General features: G+C 71.3%; 21 protein-coding genes. 18 read left to right on the top strand and 3 right to left on the bottom strand.

Annotation, left to right across the window (positions count from 1 at the left end; genetic code table 11):
- The first annotated feature begins 88 nt into the window (after positions 1-88).
- A complete protein-coding gene (locus tag J2S57_RS35005; RefSeq protein WP_307250884.1) occupies positions 89-1039 on the top strand; it encodes an aminoglycoside phosphotransferase family protein in 951 nt (316 codons plus the stop codon).
- 92 nt (positions 1040-1131) lie between these two features.
- Here the strand turns inward: J2S57_RS35005 and J2S57_RS35000 are convergent, their stop codons facing one another.
- Positions 1132-2355, bottom strand: coding sequence for an MFS transporter (locus J2S57_RS35000; protein ID WP_307250882.1), 1224 nt, complete (start codon positions 2353-2355; stop codon positions 1132-1134).
- 158 nt (positions 2356-2513) lie between these two features.
- Between J2S57_RS35000 and pepN (J2S57_RS34995) the strand changes: the two genes are divergently transcribed.
- From pepN (J2S57_RS34995) to J2S57_RS34925, 15 genes are all read left to right on the top strand, one after another.
- Entirely contained in the window at positions 2514-4907 is a 2394-nt protein-coding gene (gene pepN, locus J2S57_RS34995; RefSeq protein WP_307250879.1) for an aminopeptidase N, read from the top strand.
- 154 nt (positions 4908-5061) lie between these two features.
- The gene (gene pepN / locus J2S57_RS34990; RefSeq protein ID WP_307250877.1) at positions 5062-7482 is read left to right on the top strand and encodes an aminopeptidase N; all 2421 of its coding nucleotides are present in this window, start codon (positions 5062-5064) and stop codon (positions 7480-7482) included.
- 9 nt (positions 7483-7491) lie between these two features.
- Entirely contained in the window at positions 7492-9513 is a 2022-nt protein-coding gene (uvrC, locus tag J2S57_RS34985) for an excinuclease ABC subunit UvrC (RefSeq protein ID WP_307250875.1), read from the top strand.
- A 321-nt stretch (positions 9514-9834) separates the two neighbouring features.
- Positions 9835-10740: an RNase adapter RapZ gene (gene rapZ / locus J2S57_RS34980; protein WP_307250874.1), complete on the top strand. Its 906-nt coding sequence runs from the start codon at positions 9835-9837 to the stop codon at positions 10738-10740.
- Positions 10737-11714 carry a gluconeogenesis factor YvcK family protein gene (locus tag J2S57_RS34975; RefSeq protein ID WP_307250872.1) on the top strand — a complete coding sequence of 326 codons (978 nt, stop codon included), beginning with the start codon at positions 10737-10739 and terminating at the stop codon, positions 11712-11714. The genes rapZ and J2S57_RS34975 overlap by 4 nt, the downstream gene beginning before the upstream one ends.
- A gap of 85 nt (positions 11715-11799) precedes the next feature.
- Positions 11800-12780, top strand: coding sequence for a DNA-binding protein WhiA (whiA, locus tag J2S57_RS34970; RefSeq protein ID WP_307250870.1), 981 nt, complete (start codon positions 11800-11802; stop codon positions 12778-12780).
- A 356-nt stretch (positions 12781-13136) separates the two neighbouring features.
- On the top strand, positions 13137-14144 hold the full coding sequence (gene gap, locus J2S57_RS34965) for a type I glyceraldehyde-3-phosphate dehydrogenase (RefSeq protein WP_307250868.1): 1008 nt from the start codon (positions 13137-13139) through the stop codon (positions 14142-14144).
- Between the two features lie 5 nt (positions 14145-14149).
- Positions 14150-15361, top strand: a complete 1212-nt coding sequence (locus J2S57_RS34960) for a phosphoglycerate kinase (RefSeq protein ID WP_307250866.1) — start codon at positions 14150-14152, stop codon at positions 15359-15361.
- Positions 15361-16173, top strand: coding sequence for a triose-phosphate isomerase (gene tpiA, locus J2S57_RS34955; protein ID WP_307250864.1), 813 nt, complete (start codon positions 15361-15363; stop codon positions 16171-16173). The genes J2S57_RS34960 and tpiA overlap by 1 nt, the downstream gene beginning before the upstream one ends.
- 157 nt (positions 16174-16330) lie before the next feature.
- A complete protein-coding gene (gene secG, locus J2S57_RS34950) occupies positions 16331-16585 on the top strand; it encodes a preprotein translocase subunit SecG (RefSeq protein ID WP_307250861.1) in 255 nt (84 codons plus the stop codon).
- Positions 16586-16638: 53 nt separating this feature from the next.
- Positions 16639-16989: an RNA polymerase-binding protein RbpA gene (locus tag J2S57_RS34945; protein WP_285598766.1), complete on the top strand. Its 351-nt coding sequence runs from the start codon at positions 16639-16641 to the stop codon at positions 16987-16989.
- Between the two features lie 131 nt (positions 16990-17120).
- Positions 17121-18005 carry an LLM class flavin-dependent oxidoreductase gene (locus J2S57_RS34940; RefSeq protein WP_370882744.1) on the top strand — a complete coding sequence of 295 codons (885 nt, stop codon included), beginning with the start codon at positions 17121-17123 and terminating at the stop codon, positions 18003-18005.
- Positions 18006-18089: 84 nt separating this feature from the next.
- On the top strand, positions 18090-18662 hold the full coding sequence (locus tag J2S57_RS34935; protein WP_307250854.1) for a DinB family protein: 573 nt from the start codon (positions 18090-18092) through the stop codon (positions 18660-18662).
- A 296-nt stretch (positions 18663-18958) separates the two neighbouring features.
- Positions 18959-19420, top strand: a complete 462-nt coding sequence (locus J2S57_RS34930; protein WP_307250852.1) for a VOC family protein — start codon at positions 18959-18961, stop codon at positions 19418-19420.
- A 204-nt stretch (positions 19421-19624) separates the two neighbouring features.
- Positions 19625-20668: a GGDEF domain-containing protein gene (locus J2S57_RS34925; RefSeq protein WP_307250850.1), complete on the top strand. Its 1044-nt coding sequence runs from the start codon at positions 19625-19627 to the stop codon at positions 20666-20668.
- A gap of 146 nt (positions 20669-20814) precedes the next feature.
- Here J2S57_RS34925 and J2S57_RS34920 read toward each other — a convergent pair whose 3' ends face one another.
- Positions 20815-21459 (bottom strand): class II aldolase/adducin family protein, encoded by a 645-nt coding sequence (locus J2S57_RS34920; RefSeq protein ID WP_307250848.1) that lies wholly within the window; start codon positions 21457-21459, stop codon positions 20815-20817.
- Positions 21456-22706 carry a 3-oxo-tetronate kinase gene (gene otnK, locus J2S57_RS34915; RefSeq protein WP_307250846.1) on the bottom strand — a complete coding sequence of 417 codons (1251 nt, stop codon included), beginning with the start codon at positions 22704-22706 and terminating at the stop codon, positions 21456-21458. Before otnK ends, J2S57_RS34920 begins: the two co-directional genes overlap by 4 nt.
- A gap of 145 nt (positions 22707-22851) precedes the next feature.
- Between otnK and J2S57_RS34910 the strand changes: the two genes are divergently transcribed.
- Together J2S57_RS34910 and J2S57_RS34905 are read left to right on the top strand one after the other, a co-directional pair.
- Positions 22852-24240: a hypothetical protein gene (locus tag J2S57_RS34910; protein WP_307250844.1), complete on the top strand. Its 1389-nt coding sequence runs from the start codon at positions 22852-22854 to the stop codon at positions 24238-24240.
- Entirely contained in the window at positions 24237-25589 is a 1353-nt protein-coding gene (locus tag J2S57_RS34905) for a GntT/GntP/DsdX family permease (protein WP_307250843.1), read from the top strand. Before J2S57_RS34910 ends, J2S57_RS34905 begins: the two co-directional genes overlap by 4 nt.
- The last annotated feature ends 2 nt before the right edge of the window (positions 25590-25591 follow it).

Below are 25591 nucleotides of genomic sequence, written 5' to 3'. Positions count from 1 at the left end.
GTGGCCCGGGTGGCCCGGGTGACCGGGGTGGTCGGGGTGAGCGGAAAACCAGGCGCGCCCGGGACACCGGGCGGGCACCATCGAGACCATGAGCACCAGACTGCTGTGGCGGGACCTGCCGGTGCACGTGCGGGAGGCGGCCACCGCCTGGTTCGGCACCGACGTGGCGCACGAGGCGTCGCAGCCGAGCGGCTTCTCGCCGGGCCTGGCCTCGCGGCTGACCCTCGGGGACGGACGGAGGGTGTTCGTCAAGGCGGTCGGCTCCGAACGGAACCCGGACTCGCCCCGGATGTACCGGCGGGAACTGGCCGTCATGCGGTATCTGCCCGAGGCCGCGCCGGCGCCCCGGCTGCTGTGGGCGCACGACGACGGCGACTGGGTGCTGCTGGTGCTCGAGGACGTCGACGGCCACGAACCGGCCCTGCCCTGGCGCGCCGACGACCTCGACCGGGTGCTCGAAGCACTGGGGCGCACGGCCACCCTGCTCACCCCCGCCCCGGCCGACGCGCCGTCGCTGGTGCGGGACATCGAGGAGACCTGGCACGGCTGGCGCTCGCTCGCCACGCTCGCCGGCCCCGGCGCGCTGGCGGCGCTCGATCCCTGGGCCGCGTCGCAGGGGGACCGGCTGGTCGGCCTGGAGCTGGCCGCGCCCGCCGCAGCCCGGGGAAACACTCTGCTGCACGGCGACATCCGGGCCGACAACCTGCTGCTCACGGCGTCGGGGGAGGTCGTGGTGGTGGACTGGCCGCACGCCGCGGTCGGCGCGGCCTGGTGCGACGTGCTGTTCCTGCTGCCCAGCGCGGTGGCGGCCGGTGGCGTCGACCCGGAGAGGGCGTGGGCCCGCTTCGGGCCGGCCCGGGACGCCGCCCCGGCCGACGTCGACGCCGTGCTGGCGGGCCTGGCGGGCTACTTCCTGTACAGCTCGACCCTGCCCGCGCCGAAGAACGTGCCCGGCGTGCGCCGGTTCCAGGCTCAGCAGGGCCACGCGGCGCTGGCGTGGCTGCGGCAGCGCCTCGAGCAGCCCCGCTACCGGCAGTAGGGAGACCCGGAGGGAGACCAGCCGGGACAGCGGCCGGGACAGCGGCCGGGACAGCGCGTGCACCGGGCCGGATCGCGGTGACGTCATCGGGATCACACCGCCCGGAACGTCTTCGAGCTCAGGGCGAGCAGACCGCTGCCCAGCAGCAGGGCCGCGCACAGGACGGTCATCGTGGTGGCGCCCACCGTGTCGGCGAGCCCGCCGACGACGTTGTTCGTCACCAGCAGCGTCACCGTCTGCACCAGCACGAGCATGGCCTGCACCCGGGAGAGGTGGGTGCTGGGCGTGGCACTCAGGATCGTGGGGGAGGCGTGCCCGGCGAACAGGCCGGAGCCCACGCCGCAGACCGCCGCTCCGGCCACGGCCGGCCCCGTGCTGCCGGACGCGGCCATGACCGCCAGGCCCAGCGCGGCCGTCACCGTGGCCCCGGCCACCGCCAGGCCCGCCCGCCGGTGGGCACCCTGCCGCGCGACGACGAGCGCGACCACGATCGTGCCCAGCGCCTGGGCCCCGATCACCAGGCCGGCCGCGCGCGCGTCCCAGTCGTGCTCGCGCGCCAGCAGCGGCACCAGGATCGAGAAGGCGGGCAGCAGCAGGCCCCCGAACGCGCCGGTGAGCAGCAGCACGGTGCGCAGCACCGGATCGGCCAGGCCAATGCGCAGACCGTCGAGCGCCGCCGCCGCGATGCCGCCACCCATACCGCCATGCACGCCGCCGGGCCCGGCTCCCGACGCGGAGCTCAGCGGCCGGATCACCAGCAGGACGGCGAGGACCACGGCGAACGTCAGCGCGTCGAGGAGCAGCACCCCGGCCAGGCCCACGGTGACCACCAGCAGGCCGCCGAGGGGCCCGGCCACCAGACCTGCCACCTGAGCCCCGGCCTGGCGCAGCCCCAGCGCCCGCGGCAACTGCTCCGGGGGCACCAGCAGGCGCGGCATGCTGCCGGAGGCGGGCAGGTAGAACGCGTCGACCACCCCGAGCACCAGCCCGGTGGCCAGCAGCACCCACACCGCGGGCCCGGACAGGTGCAGCACCAGCGCGAACAGCAGGCAGACCCCGATCATCACGGCGTCTCCGGTGATCATCACCCGCCGCGCGCCCACGCGGTCGCCGAGCACGCCGCCGACGAGCAGGAACAGGGCCCGCGGCACGTTGACGGCGGTGAGCACCAGCCCGGCCAGTGCCCCGCTGTGCCCGGTGGCCGTCCAGCCCAGCGCGAAGTAGAGCACCCCGTTGCCCAGGATCGAGATCACGGCACCGCTGACCCACAGCCGATAGGACTGCGGCAGAGGTTCTTTCGTGGTCGTGGTGGTCACGTGTGAAGGTCCCCGTCATTCGTGTCCGGTATGTCGGGAACACCGTAGAGTGAGGGTCCGACAATCTTGGCGGGGCTGACCCTGGCGGGGTGCGGGGCGGACGTGACAGGGTGCGGGCGGTACGCCCGACACAGGGGAACCGGGGGAGAGGAACGCTCGTGGGAAGCCTGACCGAGGTGGAGGCCGCGCGCCGCGCCGAGCTGCTCGAGGTGCTGCGCTACGACATCGCCGTGGACCTCACCGAGCTGCCGGACGGCCCGAAAGTCCGCACCACGTGCACCATCACGTTCATCGCGCGCACGCCGGGGGCCGACACCTTCGTGGACGCGGCGGCCACCGTGCGGCGTGCCACGCTGAACGGGCAGGAGCTGGGCCCGGCGCGCGACGGGCGTCTGGCGCTGCCCGGCCTGGCCGGGCACAACACCCTGGTGGTGGAGTGCGAGCAGGACGACACCCGCACCGGTCCGGGTGTGCACCGGGCCGTCGACCCCGCCGACGGCGAGGTCTACCTGTGGACCAGTTTCGAGCCCGACCAGGCCCGCTGGGTCTGGGCCTGCTTCGACCAGCCCGATCTCAAGGCGCCCCACGCGTTCACCGTGACCGCCCCGGAAAGCTGGACGGTGACCAGCAATTCCGGTGAGGCGACCACCACGGCGACCGGCGCGTCCACCATCTGGGTCTTCGCCGACACGCCGCCGCTGTCGCCCTACAACACGGTGGTCAACGCCGGTCCGTTCCACCAGGTGCGTCGCTCGGTGGACGGCTACGACCTGGGCCTGTACTGCCGCCGTTCGCTGGCCGCGGTGCTCGACCGGGACGCCGACGAGCTGTTCGAGGTGACCGCCCAGGGGCTGCGGTTCTTCGGTGAGCAGTTCGCGATGCCGTTCCCGCAGGCGCGCTACGACCAGGTCTTCGTGCCCGAGTTCGGCGGCGCGATGGAGAATTTCGGCTGCGTGACCTGGTCGGACGGCTTCCTGCGGCGCTCCGAGCCGACCCCGGTCGAGGCCGGCGGCACGGCCCGGGTGCTCCTGCACGAGATGGCTCACATGTGGTTCGGCAACATCGTGACCATGCGCTGGTGGGACGACCTGTGGCTGAACGAGTCGTTCGCCGAGTTCGCGGCCAACTGGGCCGCCGTCGGCGCGACCCGCCACACCGACTCGTGGGCGCACCACCTGATCGGCCAGAAACTCAGCGCCTACCTGGCCGACCAGGGGCCGGCCACACACCCGATCCGGCAGCCGATCCACGACGTCGCCCAGGCCATGTCGATCTTCGACGCGATCACCTACCCCAAGGGGGCCTCGGTGCTGCGTCAGCTGCAGGCGTACGTGGGGGACGAGGCCTTCCGTACCGGGATGGCCTCCTACTTCGCGCGTTTCGCCTGGCAGAACACGACCCTGCAGGACCTGGTGGACGAGTTGGCCGCCGCCGGCGGCCGCGACCTGGACGCCTGGCGCGACGGCTGGCTGACCGTCGCCGGCACCGACCGGTTCGTGCTGGACACCGGTGGGGAGACCCCGGTGCTGGTGGGGAGCGGGCCGGAAGGCCCGCCGCGTCCGCAGGTTCTCGTGGTCGGCGCCTACCAGGAGCAGGACGGCACGCTCGTCCGCACGGCGCGTGAGGTCGTCGAGGTGCACCAGGAGCGCACCCCTCTCGACCTCCCCGCCGGGGCCGCGCACTACCTGGTGAACGACGACGACCTGACCTTCGCGAGCACCCGGCCCGCCGATCCGGACGCGGCCGGGCGGCTGCCCACCCCGATCGCGCGGGCCGTCGCGGTCACGTCGATGTGGGACGCGCTGCTCACCGGCGAGGGCACGGCCGCCGGGGCGGTGGCGGGCCTGGTGTCGGTGCTCGACGCGGAGACGGCTCCCTCGGTCGTGGAGACCTATCTGCGGATGGCCGCCGACGTGGCCGAGTTCTGGTCGCCGCCCGCGCTCCGCGAACAGCTCGCCGGGCAGGTCGCGGAGTGCTGCCGGCGGATCGCGGCCGGGCCCACGCACCGCCGGGTGGCCCTGCGCACGCTGGCCCGGGTCACCACCGACGTCGATGCCCTGGTCGAGGCCGCGGGCGACGACGTCGACCTGCTCTGGCGGGCCCTCGTGCGCCGCTCCGAGCTGGGCGGCGACACCGAGGCGGAGGTCGCCGACCTGCTGGCCCGTGACCCCGACCCGGACGCGAAGACCCGCGCGCTGATGGTGAGTGCCGCCGCGCCCGACGCGGAGTCGAAGGCCGAGGTCTGGCGGGCGCTGGTCGCCCGGGAGGTGCCGCTGTCCTCGACCCACGCGACGACCGCCGCGTTCTGGCGGCCCGGCCAGGACGAGCTGCTCGCCGGCTACGGCGAGAAGTACCTGGAGCTGCTGCCGGTGATGCACGAGGGCGGGATGATCCCCGGGCTGTACTTCTCCCAGGACCTGTTCCCGGTGTTCGGGCAGGACGCGACCTTCGTGGCCCGCGCGCTGGCGGTGCCGGACCTGGCCCCCGTGGTGCGCCAGACGCTGGTGTCCCGGGCCGACGAGGTCAGCCGGATGCTGAGGTCACGCGGCTGAGAGGTGGTTGATCGCGGATTGTTTGCCGCTGCCGGGAGTTGGTCGGCCGGATTCCGGACAATCCGCGTGGCCCTTCACCCTGGATCTGCTGCCCGGCCCGTGAAAGCGTCTGTACCGGAACGCAGTCGGCGACAGAACCGGGGAGTGGACCATCGTGAAGAGCCTGACCGAGGCCGAGGCCGCCGAGCGCGCCGCGCTGATCGAGGTGGAGCGCTACGACATCGCGGTGGATCTCACCGAGCTGCCGGAGGGCCCGCGGGTGCGCACCACGTCGACCATCACGTTCGCGACCCGCGAGCCGGGGGCCACGACGTTCGTGGACGCGGCGGCCACCGTGCTGCGCGCGACGCTGAACGGCCGTGACCTGGGGAAGGCGGAGGGCGGGCGGCTGGTGCTGTCCGGCCTCGAGAGCCACAACACGCTGGTGGTGGACTGCGAGCAGGAGAACACCCGGGACGGCGCCGGTGTGCACAAGGCGGTCGACCCGGCCGACGGTGAGGTGTACCTCTGGACGAGTCTCGAGCCGGATCAGGCGCGCTTCGTCTGGGCCTGCTTCGACCAGCCGGACCTGAAGGCGCCGCACGCGTTCACGGTGACGGCCCCGCCGTCGTGGACGGTGACCAGCAACTCGGGTGAGGCGACGACGTCGGCGACCGGCGCGTCCACCGTCTGGACCTTCGCCGACACACCGCCGTTGTCGCCCTACAACACGGTGGTCAACGCCGGGCCGTTCCACCAGGTGCGTCGTTCGGTGGGTGGGTACGACCTGGGCCTGTACTGCCGCCGCTCACTGGCCCCGGTGCTGGAACGGGACGCCGACGGTCTCTTCGAGCTGACCGGGCAGGGCCTGCAGTTCTACGGCGAGCAGTTCGGCATGCCCTTCCCGCAGAAGCGTTACGACCAGGTGTTCGTGCCCGAGTTCGGTGGCGCGATGGAGAACTACGGCTGCGTCACCGTGACGGACAGCTACCTGCGCCGGGCCGAGCCCACCCCGACCGAGACCGAGTTCACCACCCGCATCCTGTTGCACGAGATGGCGCACATGTGGTTCGGCAACATCGTGACCATGCGCTGGTGGGACGACCTGTGGCTGAACGAGTCGTTCGCCGAGTTCGCCGCCAACTGGTGCGCCACCGAGGCCACCCGGTTCGTCAACTCCTGGGCCCGGCACCTGACCGACCACAAGCTCACGGCCTACCTCGCCGACCAGGGCCCGATCTCGCACCCGATCCGTCAGCCGATCCGCGACGTGGCCCAGGCGATGTCGATCTTCGACTCGATCACCTACCCCAAGGGCGCCGCCGTGCTGCGGCAGCTGCAGGCCTACGTCGGTGAGGACGCCTTCCGCGCCGGGATGACCGCGTACTTCTCCCGGTTCGCCTGGCAGAACACCACCCTGAGCGACCTCACCGACGAGCTCGCCGCCGCGAGCGGCAAGGATCTGGACGCCTGGCGGGACGGGTGGCTGACCACGGCCGGCACCGACCGGTTCGTGCTGGAGACCACCGGAGAACAGCCGGTTCTCGTCGGCACCGGGCCTGCGGGCCCGCCCCGGCCGCAGGTCCTGGCCGTGAGCGCCTACACCGAGCGGGACGGGCGCCTGGAACGGACGCAGCGCCTGCTGGCCGACGTCGACGACGTGCGCACCCGGCTGGACCTGCCCTCGGGAGCCGACTTCTACCTGGTCAACGACGACGACCTGACCTTCGCGACGACGCGGCCGGCCCAGCCGCAGGCGGCCGCGAAACTGCCCACCCCGATCGCCCGGGCCGTTGCGGTCGCGGCGACCTGGGACGCGCTGATCAACGGTGAGGAGACGGCTGCCGCCACCGTGACCGGGCTGGTGCCGGTGCTCGAGGTGGAGACCGCCCCGGCCGTCGCCGAGACCTACCTCCGGCTCGCCGCCGACGTGGCGGAGTACTGGGCGCCCGGGGCCCTGCAGCCGGCCCTGAACGAGCAGGTCGCCCAGGCAGCCCTCCGCCTGGCGGCCGACCCCTCCCGCCGCCAGGTCGCCCTGCGCACCCTGGCCCGGGTCACCACCGACCTGGACGCCCTGTTCGACGCGGCCGGCGACGACGTCGACCTGGGCTGGCGGGCGCTGATCCGCAAGTCGGAGCTCGGGGGTGACACCGGGGCGCAGGTCGCGGACCTGCTGGCCCGGGACCCCGACCCGGATGCCAAGGTGCGCGCGGTGACGGTCCGCGCCGCCGCCCCCGACGCGGAGGCCAAGGAGGAGGTGTGGCGGGCCCTCACCGGGCGGGAGGTGCCCCTGGGGTCGCTCTCCGTGGTGGCCGCGGCCTTCTGGCGCCCTGGTCAGGACGAGGTGCTGGCCGGCTACGGCGACCGGTACCTGGAGTTCCTGCCGTCCGCCGATCACGGCGCCATGGTTCCCGCCTTCTTCTACACCCAGTTCCTGTTCCCGGTGTTCGGGGTGGACGAGGCCCTCCTGGCCCGGGCGGTCGCGGCGGCGGAGGGCGACCTGACCCCGCTCGTGGCCAAGACGGTGCGGGGCCGGGCGGACGAGGTCGCCCGCATGCTCCGGTCCCGGGCCGAGACTGTCGGTGGTGACGCTTAGGGTTGTGGTGTGGCTGATCCATCGACGTACCGACCGGCTGTCGGCACCATTCCCGAGCAACCGGGCGTCTACCGGTTCCGCGAGGCCTCCGGCCGGGTCATCTACGTCGGCAAGGCCAAGAGCCTGCGGCAGCGGCTGAACTCGTACTTCGCCGATCCGGCCGGGCTGCACCCCCGCACCCAGACCATGGTGTTCACCGCGGCCAGCGTGGAGTGGACCACGGTGAACACCGAGGTCGAGGCGCTGCAGCTGGAGTACTCCTGGATCAAGGAGTACGACCCTCGGTTCAACGTGAAGTACCGCGACGACAAGTCGTACCCCTACCTGGCCGTGACCATGGGCGACGAGTTCCCCCGGGTGCAGGTGATGCGCGGGGCGAAACGCAAGGGCACGCGCTACTTCGGGCCCTACGCGCACGCCTGGGCCATCCGCGAGACCGTCGACCTGCTGCTGCGGGTGTTCCCGGTGCGCACCTGCAGCAACGGCGTGTTCAAGCGGGCCGGTCAGGTCGGGCGCCCCTGCCTGCTCGGCTACATCGACAAGTGCTCGGCGCCCTGCGTCGGCAAGGTCACGCCCGAGCAGCACCGCCGCCTGGCCGACGACTTCTGCGACTTCATGGGCGGCAAGACCGACCGCTACGTCAAGCGCCTCGAGCGCGACATGCTGCGCGCCTCCGAGGAACTGGAGTTCGAGCAGGCCGCCCGCCTGCGCGACGACATCCAGGCCCTGTCCCGGGCCATGGAGAAGAACGCCGTGGTGCTCGCCGACGGCACCGACGCCGATGTGTTCGCGCTCGCCGACGACGAGCTCGAGGCCGCGGTGCAGGTGTTCCACGTGCGCGACGGGCGCATCCGGGGGCAGCGCGGCTGGGTGGTCGAGAAGGTCGAGGACGTGACCCGGGCCGACCTGGTCGAGCACCTCCTGCAGCAGGTCTACGGCGACGCGAACGGTGAGGCGGTGCCGCGCGAGGTGCTGGTGCCCACCGAGCCGCCGGCGCTCGACGAGGTGGAGAGCTGGCTGGCCGGGCTGCGCGGCTCCCGGGTCGAGGTGCGGGTGCCGCAGCGCGGTGACAAGCGCACCCTGATGGAGACCGTGGCCCGCAACGCCGGCCAGGCCCTCACCCTGCACAAGACGCGCCGGGCGGGCGATCTCACCACCCGCTCGAAGGCCCTGCAGGAGATCCAGGAGGCGCTCGACCTGCCCGAGGCCCCGCTGCGCATCGAGTGTTACGACATCTCGCACATCCAGGGGTCCAACGTGGTCGCCTCGATGGTGGTCTTCGAAGACGGGCTGGCCAAGAAGTCCGAGTACCGCAAGTTCACCATCAAGAGTCTCGCCGAGGGCAGCTCCGACGACGTCGCCTCGATCCGTGAGGTCATCACCCGGCGCTTCCGCCGGATGCTCGACGAGAAGGAGCCCTCGGTCGACCACGCCACCGGCGAGATCCTCGACCAGGCGCCCTCTCTCGAGGAGGAGGGCCTGCCGTCCGGGCCCGCGGGCATCGACCCGCAGACCGGCCGCCCGAAGAAGTTCTCCTACGCCCCCCAGCTCGTCGTGGTCGACGGCGGCGCGCCCCAGGTGGCCGCCGCCCAGGCCGCGATGGCCGAGCTCGGCATCCAGGACGTCGCGCTCTGCGGTCTGGCCAAGCGCCTGGAGGAGGTGTGGGTCCCCGACGACGAGATGCCGGTGATCCTGCCCCGCTCCAGCGAGGGCCTGTACCTGCTGCAGCGGGTGCGTGACGAGGCCCACCGCTTCGCCATCACCCACCACCGCCAGCGCCGCAGCACCGCGATGACGGTCAGCGAGCTCGACTCCGTGCCCGGTCTGGGCCCGGCCCGCAAGAAGGCCCTGCTGGCGCACTTCGGGTCGGTGAAGAAGCTGCGCGCGGCGTCGGTGGAGGCCATCGCCTCGGTGCAGGGCGTCGGGCCGAAGGTGGCGCAGTCGGTGGTCGACACCCTGAATCCGGAGACCCCCACGAAGGCCGACGCCCCGGTGGCGGTCGACATGGCCACCGGGGAACTGCTCGACTGATCCGATCGTGATCAGGAACGGGAAGGGGCCGGCGCACCGACCGGGCCGCTCGACGGAGAGCGGAAGCACCGATCGGCCGGTTCTGCCCGCGTCCCGGGATCCGTTAAGCCTGGTCCGGTCCGAAACCGGACGCAGACCGGGAGCCCCGGGCCCAGGACCGGAGGTCCCGTGGGCCCGGGCCGTCCGGGCCCACCCGCACGATCCGGGCCAGTGGGGCGCAATAATGACCAGCCCCCACGAATCCGGCAGCGGACGGGCCGACCGTCCCGGTGAACCGACAGATCGACAGCACCAGACATCCGACAGGTATGGAGAGCTGAAGTGACGACCATCCCGGAGAGCGGCCCGGAGGGGACCGGCCCGGCGTCCGCGTCCGAGCTGCTGATCATCACCGGCATGTCCGGGGCCGGGCGCAGCACCGCGGCCAAGGCCCTCGAAGACCTCGGCTGGTACGTCGTCGACAACCTGCCGCCGCAGCTGATCGCCGAGCTGGCGGTGCTGGCGGCCACGGCCGAGCCGCGGGTGCGCCGCATCGCGGTCGCGGTCGACGTGCGCGGGCGCTCGTTCTTCAGCGCCCTGGCCGACGCGGTGTCGACGGCCGAGAACAACGGCATCCGCACCCGCCTGCTGTTCCTCGACGCCACCAACGAGACGCTGGTGCGCCGCTACGAGTCGGTGCGCCGGCCCCACCCGCTGCAGGGCGACGGCGCTCCGCTCGACGGCATCCGCGCCGAGCGCAAGGTGATGGGTGAGCTGCGCGGCAACGCCGACAACCTGATCGACACCTCGCGCCTGAACGTGCACGAGCTCTCGAGCAAGATCATCGCGATGTTCGGTGACGAGGGCGACCCGGCGATCCGGATCCTGCTGATGTCGTTCGGGTTCAAGTACGGCCTGCCCCTCGACGCCGACCAGGTCGCCGACGTGCGGTTCCTGCCCAACCCGTTCTGGGTGCCGGAGCTGCGCTCGCACAACGGCCTGGACGCCGACGTCGCCGACTACGTGCTGGGGCAGGAGGGCGCGGCCGAGTTCGTCGACCGCTACGCCCTGGCCCTGCAGCCGGTGCTGGCCGGGTACGTGCGCGAGAACAAGCGCTACGCGACCATCGCGGTCGGCTGCACCGGGGGCAAGCACCGCTCGGTCGCGATCACCGAGCTGCTCACGCAGAAGCTCGAGGGCGACGGGGTCGCCGTCACCGCCGTCCACCGTGACCTGGGGCGCGAGTGACCCCGACGACCTCCGGCCGGGGTCCCGACGTCGTCGCCCTGGGCGGCGGGCACGGGCTCGCGGCCTCGCTGTCGGCGCTGCGGCACCTGACCGACCGGCTCACGGCCGTGGTCACCGTCGCCGACGACGGCGGTTCCTCCGGGCGGCTGCGTCGCGAGTTCGGCGTGCTGCCGCCCGGCGACCTGCGCATGGCCCTGTCCGCGCTGTGCGACGACAGCGAGTGGGGCCTGCTGTGGCGTGACGTGCTGCAGCACCGCTTCGCCAGCGCCGGTGCCCTGCACGACCATGCCCTCGGCAACCTGCTGATCGTCACCCTCTGGGAGCTTCTCGACGACCCGGTCAGTGGGCTGGACTGGGTGGCCCGGCTGCTCGGGGCCCGGGGACGCGTCCTGCCGATGGCCGCGGTGCCCCTCGACATCGAGGCCACCGTGCTCGGCATCGACCCGGACGACCCGTCGGGTCTCACCACGGTGCGGGGCCAGGTCGCGGTCGCGACGACGCCCGGCCGGGTCATCGGGGTGCAGCTGAGCCCGAACGACCCGCCGGCCCGGCCCGAGGTGCTCGCCGCCGTGCGCGACGCCGACTGGGCCGTGCTCGGTCCCGGCTCCTGGTACACCAGTGTGCTGCCGCACCTGCTGGTGCCCGAGCTGGCCCGCGCGCTGAGCCGCACCGACGCCAGGATCTGCCTGACCCTGAACCTGGGCCAGCAGCCCGGCGAGACCGACGGCTTCTCACCCGAGAACCACCTCGAGGTGCTCGCCGCGCACGCCCCCGACCTCCGTCTCGACGCGGTGCTGGTCGACCCGTCACAGATCGAGGACGAGGCGTCGCTGAACCGGGTGGCCGAGAGCATGGGCGCCGTCGTGGTGGCCCGCGACGTGGCCATCGGAGACGGCACTCCGCGCCACGACCCGCTCCTCCTGGCGGCGGCCTACCGCGACCTCTTCAGCGGGGCGATCGACCTGAACAGATGATGCGCAACCGGGCGAAGAGGCGGTAATCGGAAGCCGTTTCACAAGTTCACGAACCATGCTTGCGCACGATGGCAAGATGCTGTTCATGGCATTGACGGCACTGGTCAAAGACGAATTGAGTCGGCTGCAGGTCACCAAACCCTGCTGCCGCAAGGCCGAGGTATCGGCGACCCTCCGGTTCGCCGGGGGGCTGCACATCGTCGGTGGCCGCATCGTCGTGGAGGCCGAGCTCGACACCGCCCATGCCGCCCGCAGGCTGCGCAAGGACATCAGCGACGTGTTCGGTCACACCAGCGACATCGTGGTCCTGGCGCCCGGCGGCCTCCGCCGCGGCAGCCGCTACGTGGTGCGGGTGATCCGCGACGGCGAGTCCCTGGCGCGCCAGACCGGCCTGGTCGACGGCCGTGGCCGGCCCGTGCGCGGGCTGCCGCCGCAGGTCGTCTCCGGCGCCACCTGCGACGCCGAGGCCGCCTGGCGGGGTGCGTTCCTGGCCCACGGCTCGCTCACCGAGCCCGGCCGCTCCAGCGCTCTCGAGGTCACCTGCCCGGGCCCGGAGGCCGCGCTCGCCCTGGTCGGCGCCGCGCGCCGGCTCGGCATCCAGGCGAAGGCCCGCGAGGTCCGGGGCGTGGACCGGGTGGTGATCCGCGACGGCGACACGATCGGCGCGCTGCTCACCCGGCTCGGGGCGCACGACGCGGTGATGGCCTGGGAGGAGCGCCGGATGCGCCGCGAGGTGCGTGCGACCGCGAACCGTCTGGCGAACTTCGACGACGCGAACCTGCGGCGCTCGGCGCGGGCCGCGGTGGCGGCCGGTTCCCGGGTGGAGCGGGCGCTGGAGATCCTCGGCGAAGACGTCCCCGAGCACCTGCGCTCCGCCGGGCGGCTGCGCCTGGCGCACAAGCAGGCGAGCCTCGAGGAGCTCGGTCAGCTGGCCGAGCCGCAGATGACGAAGGACGCGGTGGCCGGCCGGATCCGTCGGCTGCTGGCGATGGCCGACAAGCGGGCCTCCGACCTGGGTGTGCCGGGCACCGACGCGAACCTGACGCCGGACATGCTCGACGCCTGAGGCGTCCGCCCCACCCCGGGCGGCCCGACGACCACGGTGACCGACGGGACCGGCGTGCTCGCCACGTCCCCCGTCGCGAACCGATCAGGTGACCAGTGCGACCGACGTGCTCGCCGCGTCCCCCGTCGCAACCGGCCCGACGATCAGGTGACCGCCGGATCGACATCAGCCCGACGTCCCCCATTCATGGACCTTTGGCCCCGGGATCACCGGGAAAGAAGGGGTCCTGCCGGGGGACCCGGAACCGGGCTGTCTGGACACCTGACCCCTGAACTCACCGCGTAGGGTGAGTGCCGCACACCACAAACCAGCGCCGGTCCATTCGGCGCGATGTGGCTGACGAGAGGAAACGACAAGTGACTGTTCGCGTTGGCATCAACGGCTTCGGCCGGATCGGCCGTAACTTCTTCCGCGCTGCCCGGGCGGCCGGTGCGGACATCGAGATCGTTGCCGTCAACGACCTCACCGACACGAAGACCCTCGCGCACCTGCTCAAGTACGACTCGATCCTGGGCCGTCTCGACGCCGAGGTGACCGTGTCCGGTGACGACATCGTGGTCGACGGCAAGGCCATCAAGGTCCTCGCCGAGCGTGAGCCCGCCAACCTTCCGTGGAAGGACCTCGGCGTCGACGTCGTGGTCGAGTCCACCGGCTTCTTCACGGACGCCACGAAGGCCAAGGCCCACATCGACGGTGGCGCCAAGAAGGTCCTGATCTCGGCCCCCGCCAAGAACGAGGACCTGACCATCGTTTTCGGTGTCAACCACACCGAGTACGACCCGGCGAAGCACCACATCGTCAGCAACGCCTCGTGCACCACGAACTGCCTGGCCCCGATGGCCAAGGTGCTGAACGACGAGCTGGGCATCGAAAAGGGTCTGATGACCACGATCCACGCCTACACGCAGGACCAGAACCTGCAGGACGGCCCGCACAAGGACCTGCGCCGCTCGCGCGCCGCGGCCCTGAACATCGTGCCGACCAGCACCGGTGCGGCCAAGGCGATCTCGCTCGTGATCCCCGCCCTCAAGGGCAAGCTCGACGGTTACGCGCTGCGCGTGCCGGTCCCCACGGGCTCGGCCACCGACCTCACGTTCGAGGCCGGCCGCGAGACCACCGTCGAAGAGGTCAACGCCCTGATCAAGGCCGCGGCCGAGACCGAGGGCTTCAAGGGCATCCTGAAGTACACCGAGGACCCGATCGTCTCCTCGGACATCGTGACCGACCCGCACTCGACGATCTTCGACGCCGGCCTCACCAAGGTCATCGGCAACCAGGTCAAGGTCGTCGGCTGGTACGACAACGAGTGGGGCTACTCCAACCGCCTCGTCGACGCCGTGGTCCTCGTCGGCACCGGTCTCTGATTTTCATGAAGACCATCGACGACCTCACCGCCGAGCTGGGAACCCTTGCCGGCAAGCGCATTCTGGTCCGCAGCGACCTGAATGTGCCGCTGGACAAGGAGACCGGCGCGGTGACGGACGACGGTCGCGTCCGGGCGTCGCTGCCGACCTGGCAGCGGCTCCTGGACGCGGGGGCGAAGGTCATCGTCGTCGCCCACCTCGGCCGCCCGAAAGGCGTTCCGGAGGCGAAGTACTCGCTGGCCCCCGCGGTCGAGCGGGCCAAGGAGCTGCTGCCCGGGGTGAGCATCACCCTGGCCGAGGACACCGTCGGCGAGTCCGCGCAGGCCGCGGTCGCCGCCCTCGGTGACGGTGAGCTGCTGGTGCTCGAGAACCTGCGTTTCAACGCCGGTGAGACGAGCAAGGACGACGCCGAACGCGGCGCGTTCGCCGACCAGCTCGCCGCTCTGGCCGACGGTTTCGTCAGCGACGGCTTCGGCGTCGTGCACCGCAAGCAGGCCAGCGTCTACGACGTGGCGCAGAAGCTGCCCCACGCCGCCGGTGGCCTCGTGCTCGCCGAGGTCGAGGTGCTCAAGCGCCTGACCGAGACGCCCGAGCGCCCGTACGCGGTCGTTCTCGGCGGGTCGAAGGTCTCCGACAAGCTCGGCGTCATCGACAACCTGCTGAACACGGCCGACCGGCTGCTGATCGGCGGCGGCATGGTCTTCACCTTCCTGAAGGCCCAGGGCCACGAGGTGGGCAAGAGCCTGCTCGAGGAAGACCAGCTCGACACCGTCCGCGGCTACATCGCGCGGGCCAAGGAGCAGGGCGTCGAGCTCGTGCTCCCGGTCGACGTGGTCGCCGCGACGGCCTTCGCCGCCGACGCCGAGCACGCCACCGTGGCCGCGGACCAGATCCCGGCCGACCGGCTGGGTCTCGACATCGGCCCCGAGTCCGGAAAGCTGTTCGCCGCCAAGCTGGCCGACACCCAGACCGTGTTCTGGAACGGCCCGATGGGCGTCTTCGAGATGGAGCCCTACAGCCACGGCACGCGTGCCGTGGCCCAGGCCCTGACCGACGGCGACGCGTTCAGCGTGGTCGGTGGCGGTGACTCCGCCGCCGCCGTGCGCACGCTCGGTTTCGACGAGAAATCCTTCGGGCACATCTCGACGGGTGGCGGCGCGAGCCTCGAATTCCTGGAGGGGAAGACCCTTCCGGGCCTCACGGTGCTGGAGAACTGATGGCTGCGAAGGGCAACGACGCCTCTTCGAGGACCCCGCTGATGGCGGGGAACTGGAAGATGAACCTCGATCACCACGAGGCGGCCCACCTGGTGCAGAAGCTGGCGTGGACCCTCGACGACGCGAAGCACGACTTCGACGTCGTCGAGGTGGCGCTGCTCCCGCCGTTCACCGATCTGCGTTCCGTGCAGACGCTGGTGGACGGGGACAAGCTCGGTTTCACGTACGGCGCACAGGACCTGTCGCAGTACGACAAGGGCGCGTACACGGGGGAGATCTCCGGTGCGATGCTCGCGAAGCTGAAGTGCACCTACGTGGTGGTCGGTCACTCCGAGCGCCGGCAGTACCACGCCGAGGACGATGCCGTGGTCAATGCCAAGACCAAGGCGGCGCTGAAGCACGACCTGATCCCGATCGTCTGCATCGGTGAGGGTCTCGAGGTGCGCAAGGAGGGCCGTCAGGTCGCTCACTGCCTGGCGCAGCTCGACGCCGACCTGGCCGGCGTGAGCGCCGAGCAGGTCGCGACCCTGGTGATCGCGTACGAGCCGGTCTGGGCGATCGGCACCGGCGAGGTGGCCACCCCGGACGACGCCCAGGAGGTCTGCTCGGCGATCCGCCGGCGGATCGCCGAGCTGTACTCCGAGGACGTGGCGGCGGCGGTGCGGGTCCTGTACGGCGGTTCGGTCAAGGCCGCGAACGTGGCCGGCATCATGGCGAAGGAAGACGTCGACGGTGCTCTCGTCGGCGGCGCAGCCATCGATCCGGGCGAGTTCGCGTCAATTGTCCGCTATCGGGACCATAAGACAGCCTGAGCCATACGCTTAGGTCTGGTAAAAACCGCGTGTCCGGCGGCGCGCGGCCTCCGATCTGTCCGATCAGGGGCCGCGCATCGCCTACTCTGTGACTTCAGAGTGCTTCCCAGATCGAGTCTGCGTCTGACGTAGAGCGAGTGAGATAGAGGTCCGCTTCGTGTCCGTGCTTCGCCTGAGTCTTCAGGTGCTTCTCGTCATCACCAGCCTCATCCTGACGCTGCTGATCCTCCTCCATAAGGGGCGGGGCGGTGGGCTGTCGGACATGTTCGGTGGTGGCATGTCCTCCAGCATGGGCAGCTCGGGGGTCGCTGAGCGCAACCTCAATCGCTTCACGATCGCGATCGGCGTCACCTGGGCAACGGTGATCGTTCTGCTGAACCTGATCTACCGGTTCTTCCCCGACGCGTTCTGAACGACTAAATCTGCAACCGGCGCGAGTCCGGGTACTGAAGGAGAGGATTCACGGTGGCGAGTGGCAACGCTATCCGCGGTAGCCGAGTGGGCGCCGGTCCGATGGGCGAGGCGGAGCGGGGCGACACGGCCCCGAGGTTCCGCGTCTCCTACTGGTGTGCCAACAAGCACGAGACCAAGCCGAGCTTCTCGGAAGAGGCCGGTGTGCAGCCCCCGGAGACCTGGGACTGCCCTCGTTGCGGATTCCCGGCCGGCCAGGATCGCACCACCCCGCCGTCGCCTCCGCGCAACGAGCCGTACAAGACGCACCTCGCGTATGTGAAGGAGCGTCGCAGCGACGCCGACGGTCAGGCGATTCTGGAAGAGGCCCTGGCCTCGCTGCGGGCCCGCCGGATCATCCGCTGATCCGTCGCCCCTGATCTGGCTCCACCGATCGGCCTCCGGCTCTGTGCCGGGGGCCGATCGTTCGTTGCGGTTCCGTATCGAAACTGTCGGTGGTGCCCGGCATGATGTGGGCCATGACTACCTCGTCCGTCGTGCCCCGCCTCGGTATCGCCTTCGTCCCGGTCGTGCCGCCCGAGCGGCTGCGCTCCGTCGCGCGCGCGGCGGAGGAGTCGGGGCTCGACGAGCTCTGGGTCTGGGAAGACTGTTTCAAGGAGAGCGGCATCGCCACGGCGGCCGCGGCCCTCGCCTGGACCGAGCGCATCCACGTCGGCATCGGCCTGATGCCCGCGCCCCTGCGCAACGTCGCGGTCACGGCGATGGAGATCGCCACGCTGGAGCGGATGTTCCCGGGGCGGCTGATGCCCGGGGTCGGTCACGGTGTGCAGGACTGGATGGGGCAGGTCGGCCAGCGCGCGGCCTCCCCGATGACCCTGCTGCGTGAGTACTCGACCGCGCTCCGTCGGCTGCTGCACGGCGAGAAGGTCACCGTCGACGGCACTTACGTGAAGCTGAACGAGGTCGCGCTCGACTGGCCGCCGAGCCCGGCGCCGCTGTTGTACGTCGGCGGTGAGGGGCCGAAGACGCTCACGCTGACCGGTGAGGTCGGTGACGCGTCGATGCTCAGCTGGGCCGGTGACGACGAGTCGGTGAGCCGGCGCGTGCAGTTGGTGCGCGACGGACTGGGCGAAGGGGCGAAACCGGGCGCGCGGAGCCCGCACCGCATCACGATCGGGCAGATCGCGGCGACGGGTGAGGGGGCGCAGGCCCGGGTCGACGCCGAGATCCCCGTCTGGGGGCGCAAGCCCGGCCCGGGAGACGGGGTGGCGGGCGATGCGGCCACCATCGCGGCCGACGTGCGCCGGCTGGGGCGGCTGGGTGTGACGACGGTGATTCTCCAGCCGACGTCCGACGAGCCGGATCTCGAGGGCTTCATCCAGTTCCTGGGGCAGGAGGTGCGCCCGTTGCTGGCGGAGTGAGAAAGACGGTGGACAGCGAATCACCCCCGCGCCGAACGGAATTCGGAGCGGATCCGGGTGGGTCGCCTGTCAGGGTGTTCGGCTATGGACACACCCGGATCCACCTGGACGCAGACCCTGCTCTCGCAGTGGACGTGGCACTGGGACCACCAGCTGCAGCAGCGGCTCGAGGGTCTGACCGACGAGGAGTACACCTGGGAACCAGTGCCCGGAGCCTGGAACGTGCGCCCGCGTGACCCGTCGTCGGCCGAGGAGCAGTTCGGGGCGGGGGACTTCGTCATCGACTGGACGTTCCCCAATCCCGAGCCCGCGCCCTTCACCACGATCGCCTGGCGTCTGGCGCACGTCGTGGTGGGTGTGCTCGCCATGCGCAACGCCACGCACTTCGGGGCGCCCGAGGCCGATCACGGCACCTGGTCGTATCCCGGTGGGGGCGCGGCGGCTCTCGGGCAGCTCGACGAGCAACTGGCTGTATGGACGCGTGGGGTGAGGGGGTTGAGCGAGGAGGAGTTGCGTACGCCGGTGGGGGAGAAGGAACCGGCCTTTCCGGACCTGACGACGGCCGACCTGGTGCTGCACATCCACCGGGAGCTGATTCACCATCTGTCCGAGGTGTGCCTGCTGCGCGACCTGTATCTGCACCAGCACCGGGCCTGAGCGACGGCGCTTGGGTGACGAGGCCTGATCGATGGGGCCTGATCGATGGGGCCTGATCGATGGGGCCTGATCGCAGCACAGGGCCCGAGTAACAGCCTTGCGCCCAGCACCAGCACTGCGCCCCAGGCTCAGCCCCAGCACCGCGCCCCAGCCCTCGCCCCAGCCCTCGCCCCAGCCCTCGCCCCAGCCCTCGCCCCAGCCCTCGCCCCAGCCCTCGCCCCAGCCCTCGCCCCAGCACCGCACCCAAGCACCAGTCCTGAGCACCCGCCCAACCCGCTCACGAAGGGGAACGCCTGATGAGACGCGAGTTCCAGGTCACCGTCGACGCCCACGATCCCGCCGCGCTGTCGGTCTTCTGGCGTGACGTGCTCGGGTACGTCATCCCCGGCCCGCCCGGTGTCCAGCTCGCCGAGGGCGCCGACCCGCTGGAGGCCTGGGACGAGTTCCTCGCCGGACTCGGCGTTCCCGAGGGGTACCGCAACACCCGCTCCGCCCTCGAAGACCCGCAGGGGCAGGGGCCGCGGGTGTTCTTCCAGCAGGTCCCCGAGCCCAAGGCCGGCAAGAACCGGCTGCACCTCGACATCCGGGTCGCCGCCGAGCTCCGCGGCGACGAGCGCATGAGCGCCCTCGAGGCCGAGGCCGACCGGCTGGTGGCGCTCGGAGCCCGGCGTCTGCACCGCGAGGAACCCGCACCACCCATGACCTTCGGTCACATCACCCTGGCCGATCCCGAGGGCAACGAGTTCTGCCTCGACTGAGTGGGTTCCGCGTTTCGGGTGACGGGCACGGGGCCGTACGCCCGAACGGGTGAACCGGGCTCAGCACCCGCGACGAACGGTCGACGATTCGTTAGGAAGGAGTGGGGTCTGTCCGTGGTTGTCACGTTGGGTTAGGACTGAATGCGGTTCGAGAGGGTAACGCGACGCGACTGGCTGTACGCGTCCGGCATTCTCGGGCTCGAGATGTCATTCAGTGCCACCACCTGGCTGGTGCTTCACTACCTCGATCAGCCCCAGGCCTCGTTCGGCGTCACGATGCTGGTCTGGACCGCCTGCCTGGTGCTCTACGCCGCCCCGGTGCAGTCGTGGATCGTCAGCCGCACCGGCGGTGACCTGAGGATCTTCCTGGTCGTCGCGGGCACGGCCATCTGGTGCGCGGCGTCCACCACGTACCTGCCCAGCATGTTCCCGATGCTCATGGGCATCGCCACGGTCGAGCTGGCCGAGCGGGACAGTTCCTGGCGCACAGCGGGTTTCGGCCTCGCGTTCACGCTGGTCGGTACCGGGCTGATGGAGTGGTGCGTGCAGGCCGGCCTGGTGCCGAGCATCTTCCGGCCCGACGACAACCACCATCTCTCGGTGATCCTGGCCCTGTTCGGCAGTGTGCTCATCGTGCGCGGCCTGGGCCGGGCCCGGCAGAGCGCCGCCCTGCGCCGCGAGCTCGCCCACGAACAGGCCCGCCGCCACGAGGAACTCCGGCACGCCGCCACCCATGACGCCCTCACCGGCATGCTCAGCCGCCGCGGTCTGAGCGACGCACTGGCCGGGCCGATCCGGAACGCGCCGGGGCTGGCCGTGGTCTACCTCGACCTCGACGGGTTCAAGGCCGTCAACGATCAGCACGGGCACGCTGTCGGTGACGCCCTGCTCGTGGAGGTCGCGCTGCGCTTCGAGGACGCCGTGCCCGCCCCCGGAGTGCTGGCCCGGATGGGTGGTGACGAGTTCGTCGCCGTCGTGCCCGGTTTCGCCTCGCACGAGGAGGCCTTCGGGTTCGCGGCCCTGCTGCAGGACTGCCTCGACCAGCCCTTCGAGGTCCAGAACCCCGACAGTCACCGCGCGGTGCCGGTGGCGGTCGGGGTCAGTGTGGGCGTCTCGTGGAGCGCCGGGCCCGATCGCGACCCCGACGCCCTGATGCGTGAGGCCGACAAGGGCATGTACGAGGACAAGCGGGCCGGAGCCGCAGCACGCACGACCGGACTGCCGCTTCCGTCGGTAGCCGGCTACTGACGTCCGCAGCCGGCTCCGGGCACCGCGAGAAGCCGCGAGAAGCTGTGGGACATGCCGCGAGAGGCCGCGGGACATGCCGCGAGAGGCCGCGGGGCACGCCGCGAGCGGCACCAGCTGACCCACGAGAACCCGCAGGAGACCAGGGGCTATCCCCAGAAGCTCCCGTACTTCGCCGCCAGCGACACCGCCTGCTCGTGCGTCAGCAGACTCACCGGCCGCCCCGCCGTGAGAAGGCTCAGCTTGCAGGCCTCCTCCAGCTCCACCGCCGCGTTCACCGCCGCCCCGAGATCGTCCGCCGCCACCACCGACCCGTGGTTCGCCAGCAGCGCCGCCCGGCAGGGCACGTCCAGCGCCTCCAGCTCGTCGGCCTGGGCACTGTCACCGGGCGGGGCGTAACTGATCAGCGGTGTCTGCCCGACCCGCATCACGAAGTACGGCGTGATCGGCGCGACCGCACTCGCCGCGGACCACGGCGGCAGACAGGCCGCCGCCACGGCGTGCACGCTGTGCAGGTGCACCACCGCCCCGGCCTCGGGCAGCCGCCGGTAGAACGCGCGGTGCAGCGTGAATTCCTTGGACGGACGCGGCCCTTCGAGGTGCTCACCGGACAGGCTCAGCACCGCCAGCCGCGACGGGTCGAGCTCGCCCATCGACTCGTTGGTCGGGGTGATGATCATGCGGTCCCCCACCCGCACGCTGATGTTGCCCGAGGTGCCCGGGCTCAGCCCGAGCGACACCAGGTGCCGCCCGGCTTCGACCAGCGCGTCCCGGGACGTCAGGAGGTCGCTCACGCCAGCACTCCCCACGCCGCGCTCATCAGGTCGACGTCCCCGAAGTTGCCCGACTTCAGCAGCAGGTTCATCTCCCGCCCCCGCGAGACCCCCGACGCCCAGGTCACCCCGGCCGCCACCGGCTGCCCGATCACGAGTTCCCGCACCCCGAGCGCCGACACGACCGCCCCCGACGTCTCGCCGCCGGCCACGATCAGCTCCCGGCACCCGGCGTCCGCCAGGTCCGAGGCCAGCTGCGCCAGGGCCCGCTCGATCAGCTCCGACGCCGGAACGGCACCGTCCGGCACCGCCGCCTCGACGTCCGAGGGATCCCCGACCGCGTAGATCAGAACCGGTGACGACGACCACGACGAGCGGGCCCACGACACCAGGGACCCCACGTGGGCGGGGAAGTCCTGACGGAGCTCGGCCAGGTCGAGCCGGCGGTGCGGCATCCGTGAGCGGGCGTGCTCGATCTGGCCCATGGTGGCGACGGAGGCACTTCCGGCGAGCACCACCTGGGGTCCGCCGCGGGCGGGCAGCCGGACCGGCGGTGCCCCGGGACCGGTGAGACCGAGCGCCAGACCGGAACCCCCGGTGATCAACGGCAGGTCGGCACAGGCAGCGGCGATCGTGACCAGATCACCCTCGGACTCCGCGTCCACGACCACGGCGACCGCCTCGTCCTCAAGAAAACGATCGAGAGCCGCACGCACGGACGCAACCCCGGCCCGCACCGTCTCCAACGTCACCAGCCGCACCACCGCGGAACTCTGCGCCGCCAGCAGGCGCGGCACGTCGGAATCGGTCATCGGCGTGAGTGGGTGGTGACGCATGGGACTCTCGGCCAGCGGAGTGCCGTGCACGTAGAGCTGCCCGTTCACCACCGTGCGCCCCGCTGCCGGGAACGACGGCACCACGACGGTCAGTGAAGCGCCGAGGTCAGTCATCAGCGCGTCGAGCACCGGCCCGATGTTGCCGCGCGGCGTCGAGTCGAACGTCGAGCAGTACTTGTCGTAGATCTGCGTCGCGCCCATCTCTTGCAGGGAACGCAGCGCGTCCCGGCTGGCAGCCACGGCCTGTGACGGTTCGATGGTGCGGGTCTTCAGCGCCACGACCACGGCGTCAGCCGACGCCGGGGAAGCAGACGCCGGGGAAGCGGACGAGGGGGCCTCACCGATCGACACCACGGTGCGGAAACCGCGGGCGACCAGGGCCATCGCCAGGTCCGTGGCGCCGGTGAAGTCATCGGCCAGAGCGCCGAGCACGGGTCCCTCCAAGAGTCACTGAGACGATGTGTGAAGTTACGTTACATGAGTTGACGCTGATGTGAATCGTGGTTAGCGTCTCGCAACACCTCACCGTCGAGGTCTCACCCTCGGCGGCCCGAACGAACTCCTGGTTAGGAACACCATGAACCTCGGGTTGCTGCTGTCCCAGCAAGAACCGGCGAACCAGCCTGTCCGCTACGCCCTCTCCGGAGCCGGCGGCGGTTTCGGGCGCACCCTCCTGGCCCAGACCCTTCTCATCGACGCGCTGCACCCCTCGCTGCTGTGCGACGTCGACGTCGAGAAGGTCCACGCGCTGGCCACCGAGCTCGGTTACACCGACCTCGCGATCTGCCGCACGGCCGGCGAGATGGAGAAGGCCACCGCCGGCACGCTCATCGTCCCCAGTGCCGACCTTCTCGACCCCCGGCGCTACGACGTGCTCGTCGAGGGCACCGGCAGCCCCGCCCACGGGTACCGGATGGCCCGCCAGGCCCTGGAGAACAAGCGTCACGTCGCGATGGTCAGCAAGGAGGTCGACTCCGTCACCGGTGTGCGTCTCGCGCGGATCGCCCGGGACAACGGTGTCGTCTACACGCCCGCCGACGGCGACCAGCCCGCGAACCTGCTCGCGCTGGTCAGCTGGGTGCGCACGCTGGGGCTGGAGATCGTCGCGGTCGGCAAGTCCGGTGAGTACGACGTGGTGCTGGACGGCGACGAGATCCGTTACCTCGAGACCACGGTCCCGGCGGGCGAACTACCTGAATTGATGACGCTCGGCACGAGTGTCGCGGACACGCTCACGAAGCGCGCGGAGACGGTGAAGAGCCTCAAGCTCCGCGCCGCCGCCGACCCGTGCGAGATGGCCGTCGTCACCACCCACGGCGGTTTCGTGGCCGACACCGAGTCGCTGCACTACCCGCTGGCCCGGATCAGCGAGCTGGCCGACGTCTACGCACTGCGCGAGGACGGCGGGATCCTCGCGGGCACCGGGGTGGTGGACGTCTTCACCGTGCTGCGCCGGCCCGACGAGGCCAGCTTCGCCGGGGGCGTCTTCGCGGTCGTGCGCACCGGCGACCCGGAGACCTGGAAGCTGCTCGAGGGCAAGGGGCACGTGGTCAGCCGAGACGGCAGGTACGCCTGCCTGTACCTGCCGTACCACGTGATGGGCGTGGAGACGGCGATCTCGCTGCTGGCGGCCGTGCGCCTGAACATCGGCTCGGGCGTGCGGAACCCGCGGCAGAACGCCGTGATGGCCGGGCGCGCACGTCACGACCTGGCCAAGGGCACCGTGCTGCACATGGGCGGTCACCACCACGAGATCGACGGCGTGGAGCCGGTTCTGGTCCGGCCCACCGAGGACACGGCCCCGTTCTACCTCGCCGCCCACACCACCCTGGCCCGCGACGTGAAGGCCGGCGAGCTCATCACCTTCGCCGACCTCGAGAACCCCGACGCCGACCTGCTCGAGGCCTACCGAACCGGACTCGAGGCCGGCACCGGCACCGCCCCCCGGACCGGGCTGGGCGCATGAGCAGCGAAGTCACCTCCCTGCTCCTGGCCGGCGCCGCCGTCCTCGTCCTGATCCTGCTCATCACCCGGGCGAAGCTGAACCCGTTCCTGTCACTCACCATCACCGCCCTCGGGCTGGGCCTGGTCAACGGCCTCACCCCGGGCGAGGTGGTCGACGCGTTCAAGGACGGCCTCGGCTCCACCCTCGGCGGCACCGCCCCGACCATCGGCCTCGGCGTCATCCTGGGCAGCCTGCTCCTGGGTTCCGGCGGCGCCGACAAGATCGTCGACTCGTTCCTCGGCCAGCGCCCGGTCGCCTGGATCCCCGCGCTGATCACCGCGGCCGCCGTCATCATCGGCCTGCCGCACCTGTTCGACGTCAGCTTCGTCATGCTCGCACCGCTGGTCTACACCGTGGCCCGCCGCCGCAACGTGCACCTGCTGTGGGTCGGTCTCCCGCTGGCCGCAGGGCTTTACGTGTCGCACGGACTGCTCCCGCCGCACCCCTCACCCACGGTCGCGGTCAGCGCGTACGGCGCCAACACCGGCCTGACCATCGCCTACGGCCTGATCATCGCGATCCCCACGGCCATCGTCTGCGGTCCGCTGTTCACCCGCTTCGCGCAGCGCTGGTTCGGCCCGGCCCCCGACCTGGACGGCGGCCCGGCCCCGGTCACCGACGTGGAGCCGGAGAAGCCGGGCAAGCCGGTGAGTCTGGCGCTGAGCCTGATCTCGGTGCTGCTGCCGCCCGTGCTCATGCTCATCGGCACCATCGGCACGGCCAGCACCGCCGAGGGCACCGCGCCGTACAACGTGTTCGAGGCGCTGAACGACTCGATCCTGTCGCTGCTGGTCGCCGTGATCTTCGCGTTCTTCGCCCTGGGCCGCCGCGGTGGTTTCAGCGCCGGGCAGCTGCAGAAGATGTCGGGCAAGGGCCTGAGCGCGGTCGGCCCGATCATCCTGATCCTGGGGGCGGGCGGGGCCCTGAAGCAGATGTTCACCGCCACCGGCGTGGACGCGATCATCGCCGATCACGCGGCGGGCTGGCCGATTCCGGCCGTCGCCCTGGCCTGGCTGGTCGCCGCCCTGCTGCGGATCTGCCTGGGCTCGGCCACGGTCGCCACCACCGCCGCGGCGGGCATCGCGGCGCCGCTGCTGATCGCCGACCCGACGCTGTCACCGGAACTGCTGGTGCTGGCCACGGCGTCCGGCTCGGTCATGCTCTCGCACGTGAACGACTCGGGCTTCTGGCTGTTCAAGGAGTTCTACCAGCTCACGGTGAAGCAGACGTTCCGCACCTGGACGCTGTTCCTCTGCATCCAGTCGCTCATCGGCCTGATCGGCGTTCTGGTGCTGGACGCGATCATCTGATG

Origin of the sequence: Kineosporia succinea (assembly GCF_030811555.1) — a bacterium.
GTDB classification, from domain to species: domain Bacteria; phylum Actinomycetota; class Actinomycetes; order Actinomycetales; family Kineosporiaceae; genus Kineosporia; species Kineosporia succinea.
This window is presented reverse-complemented; position numbering and strand designations above follow the sequence as displayed.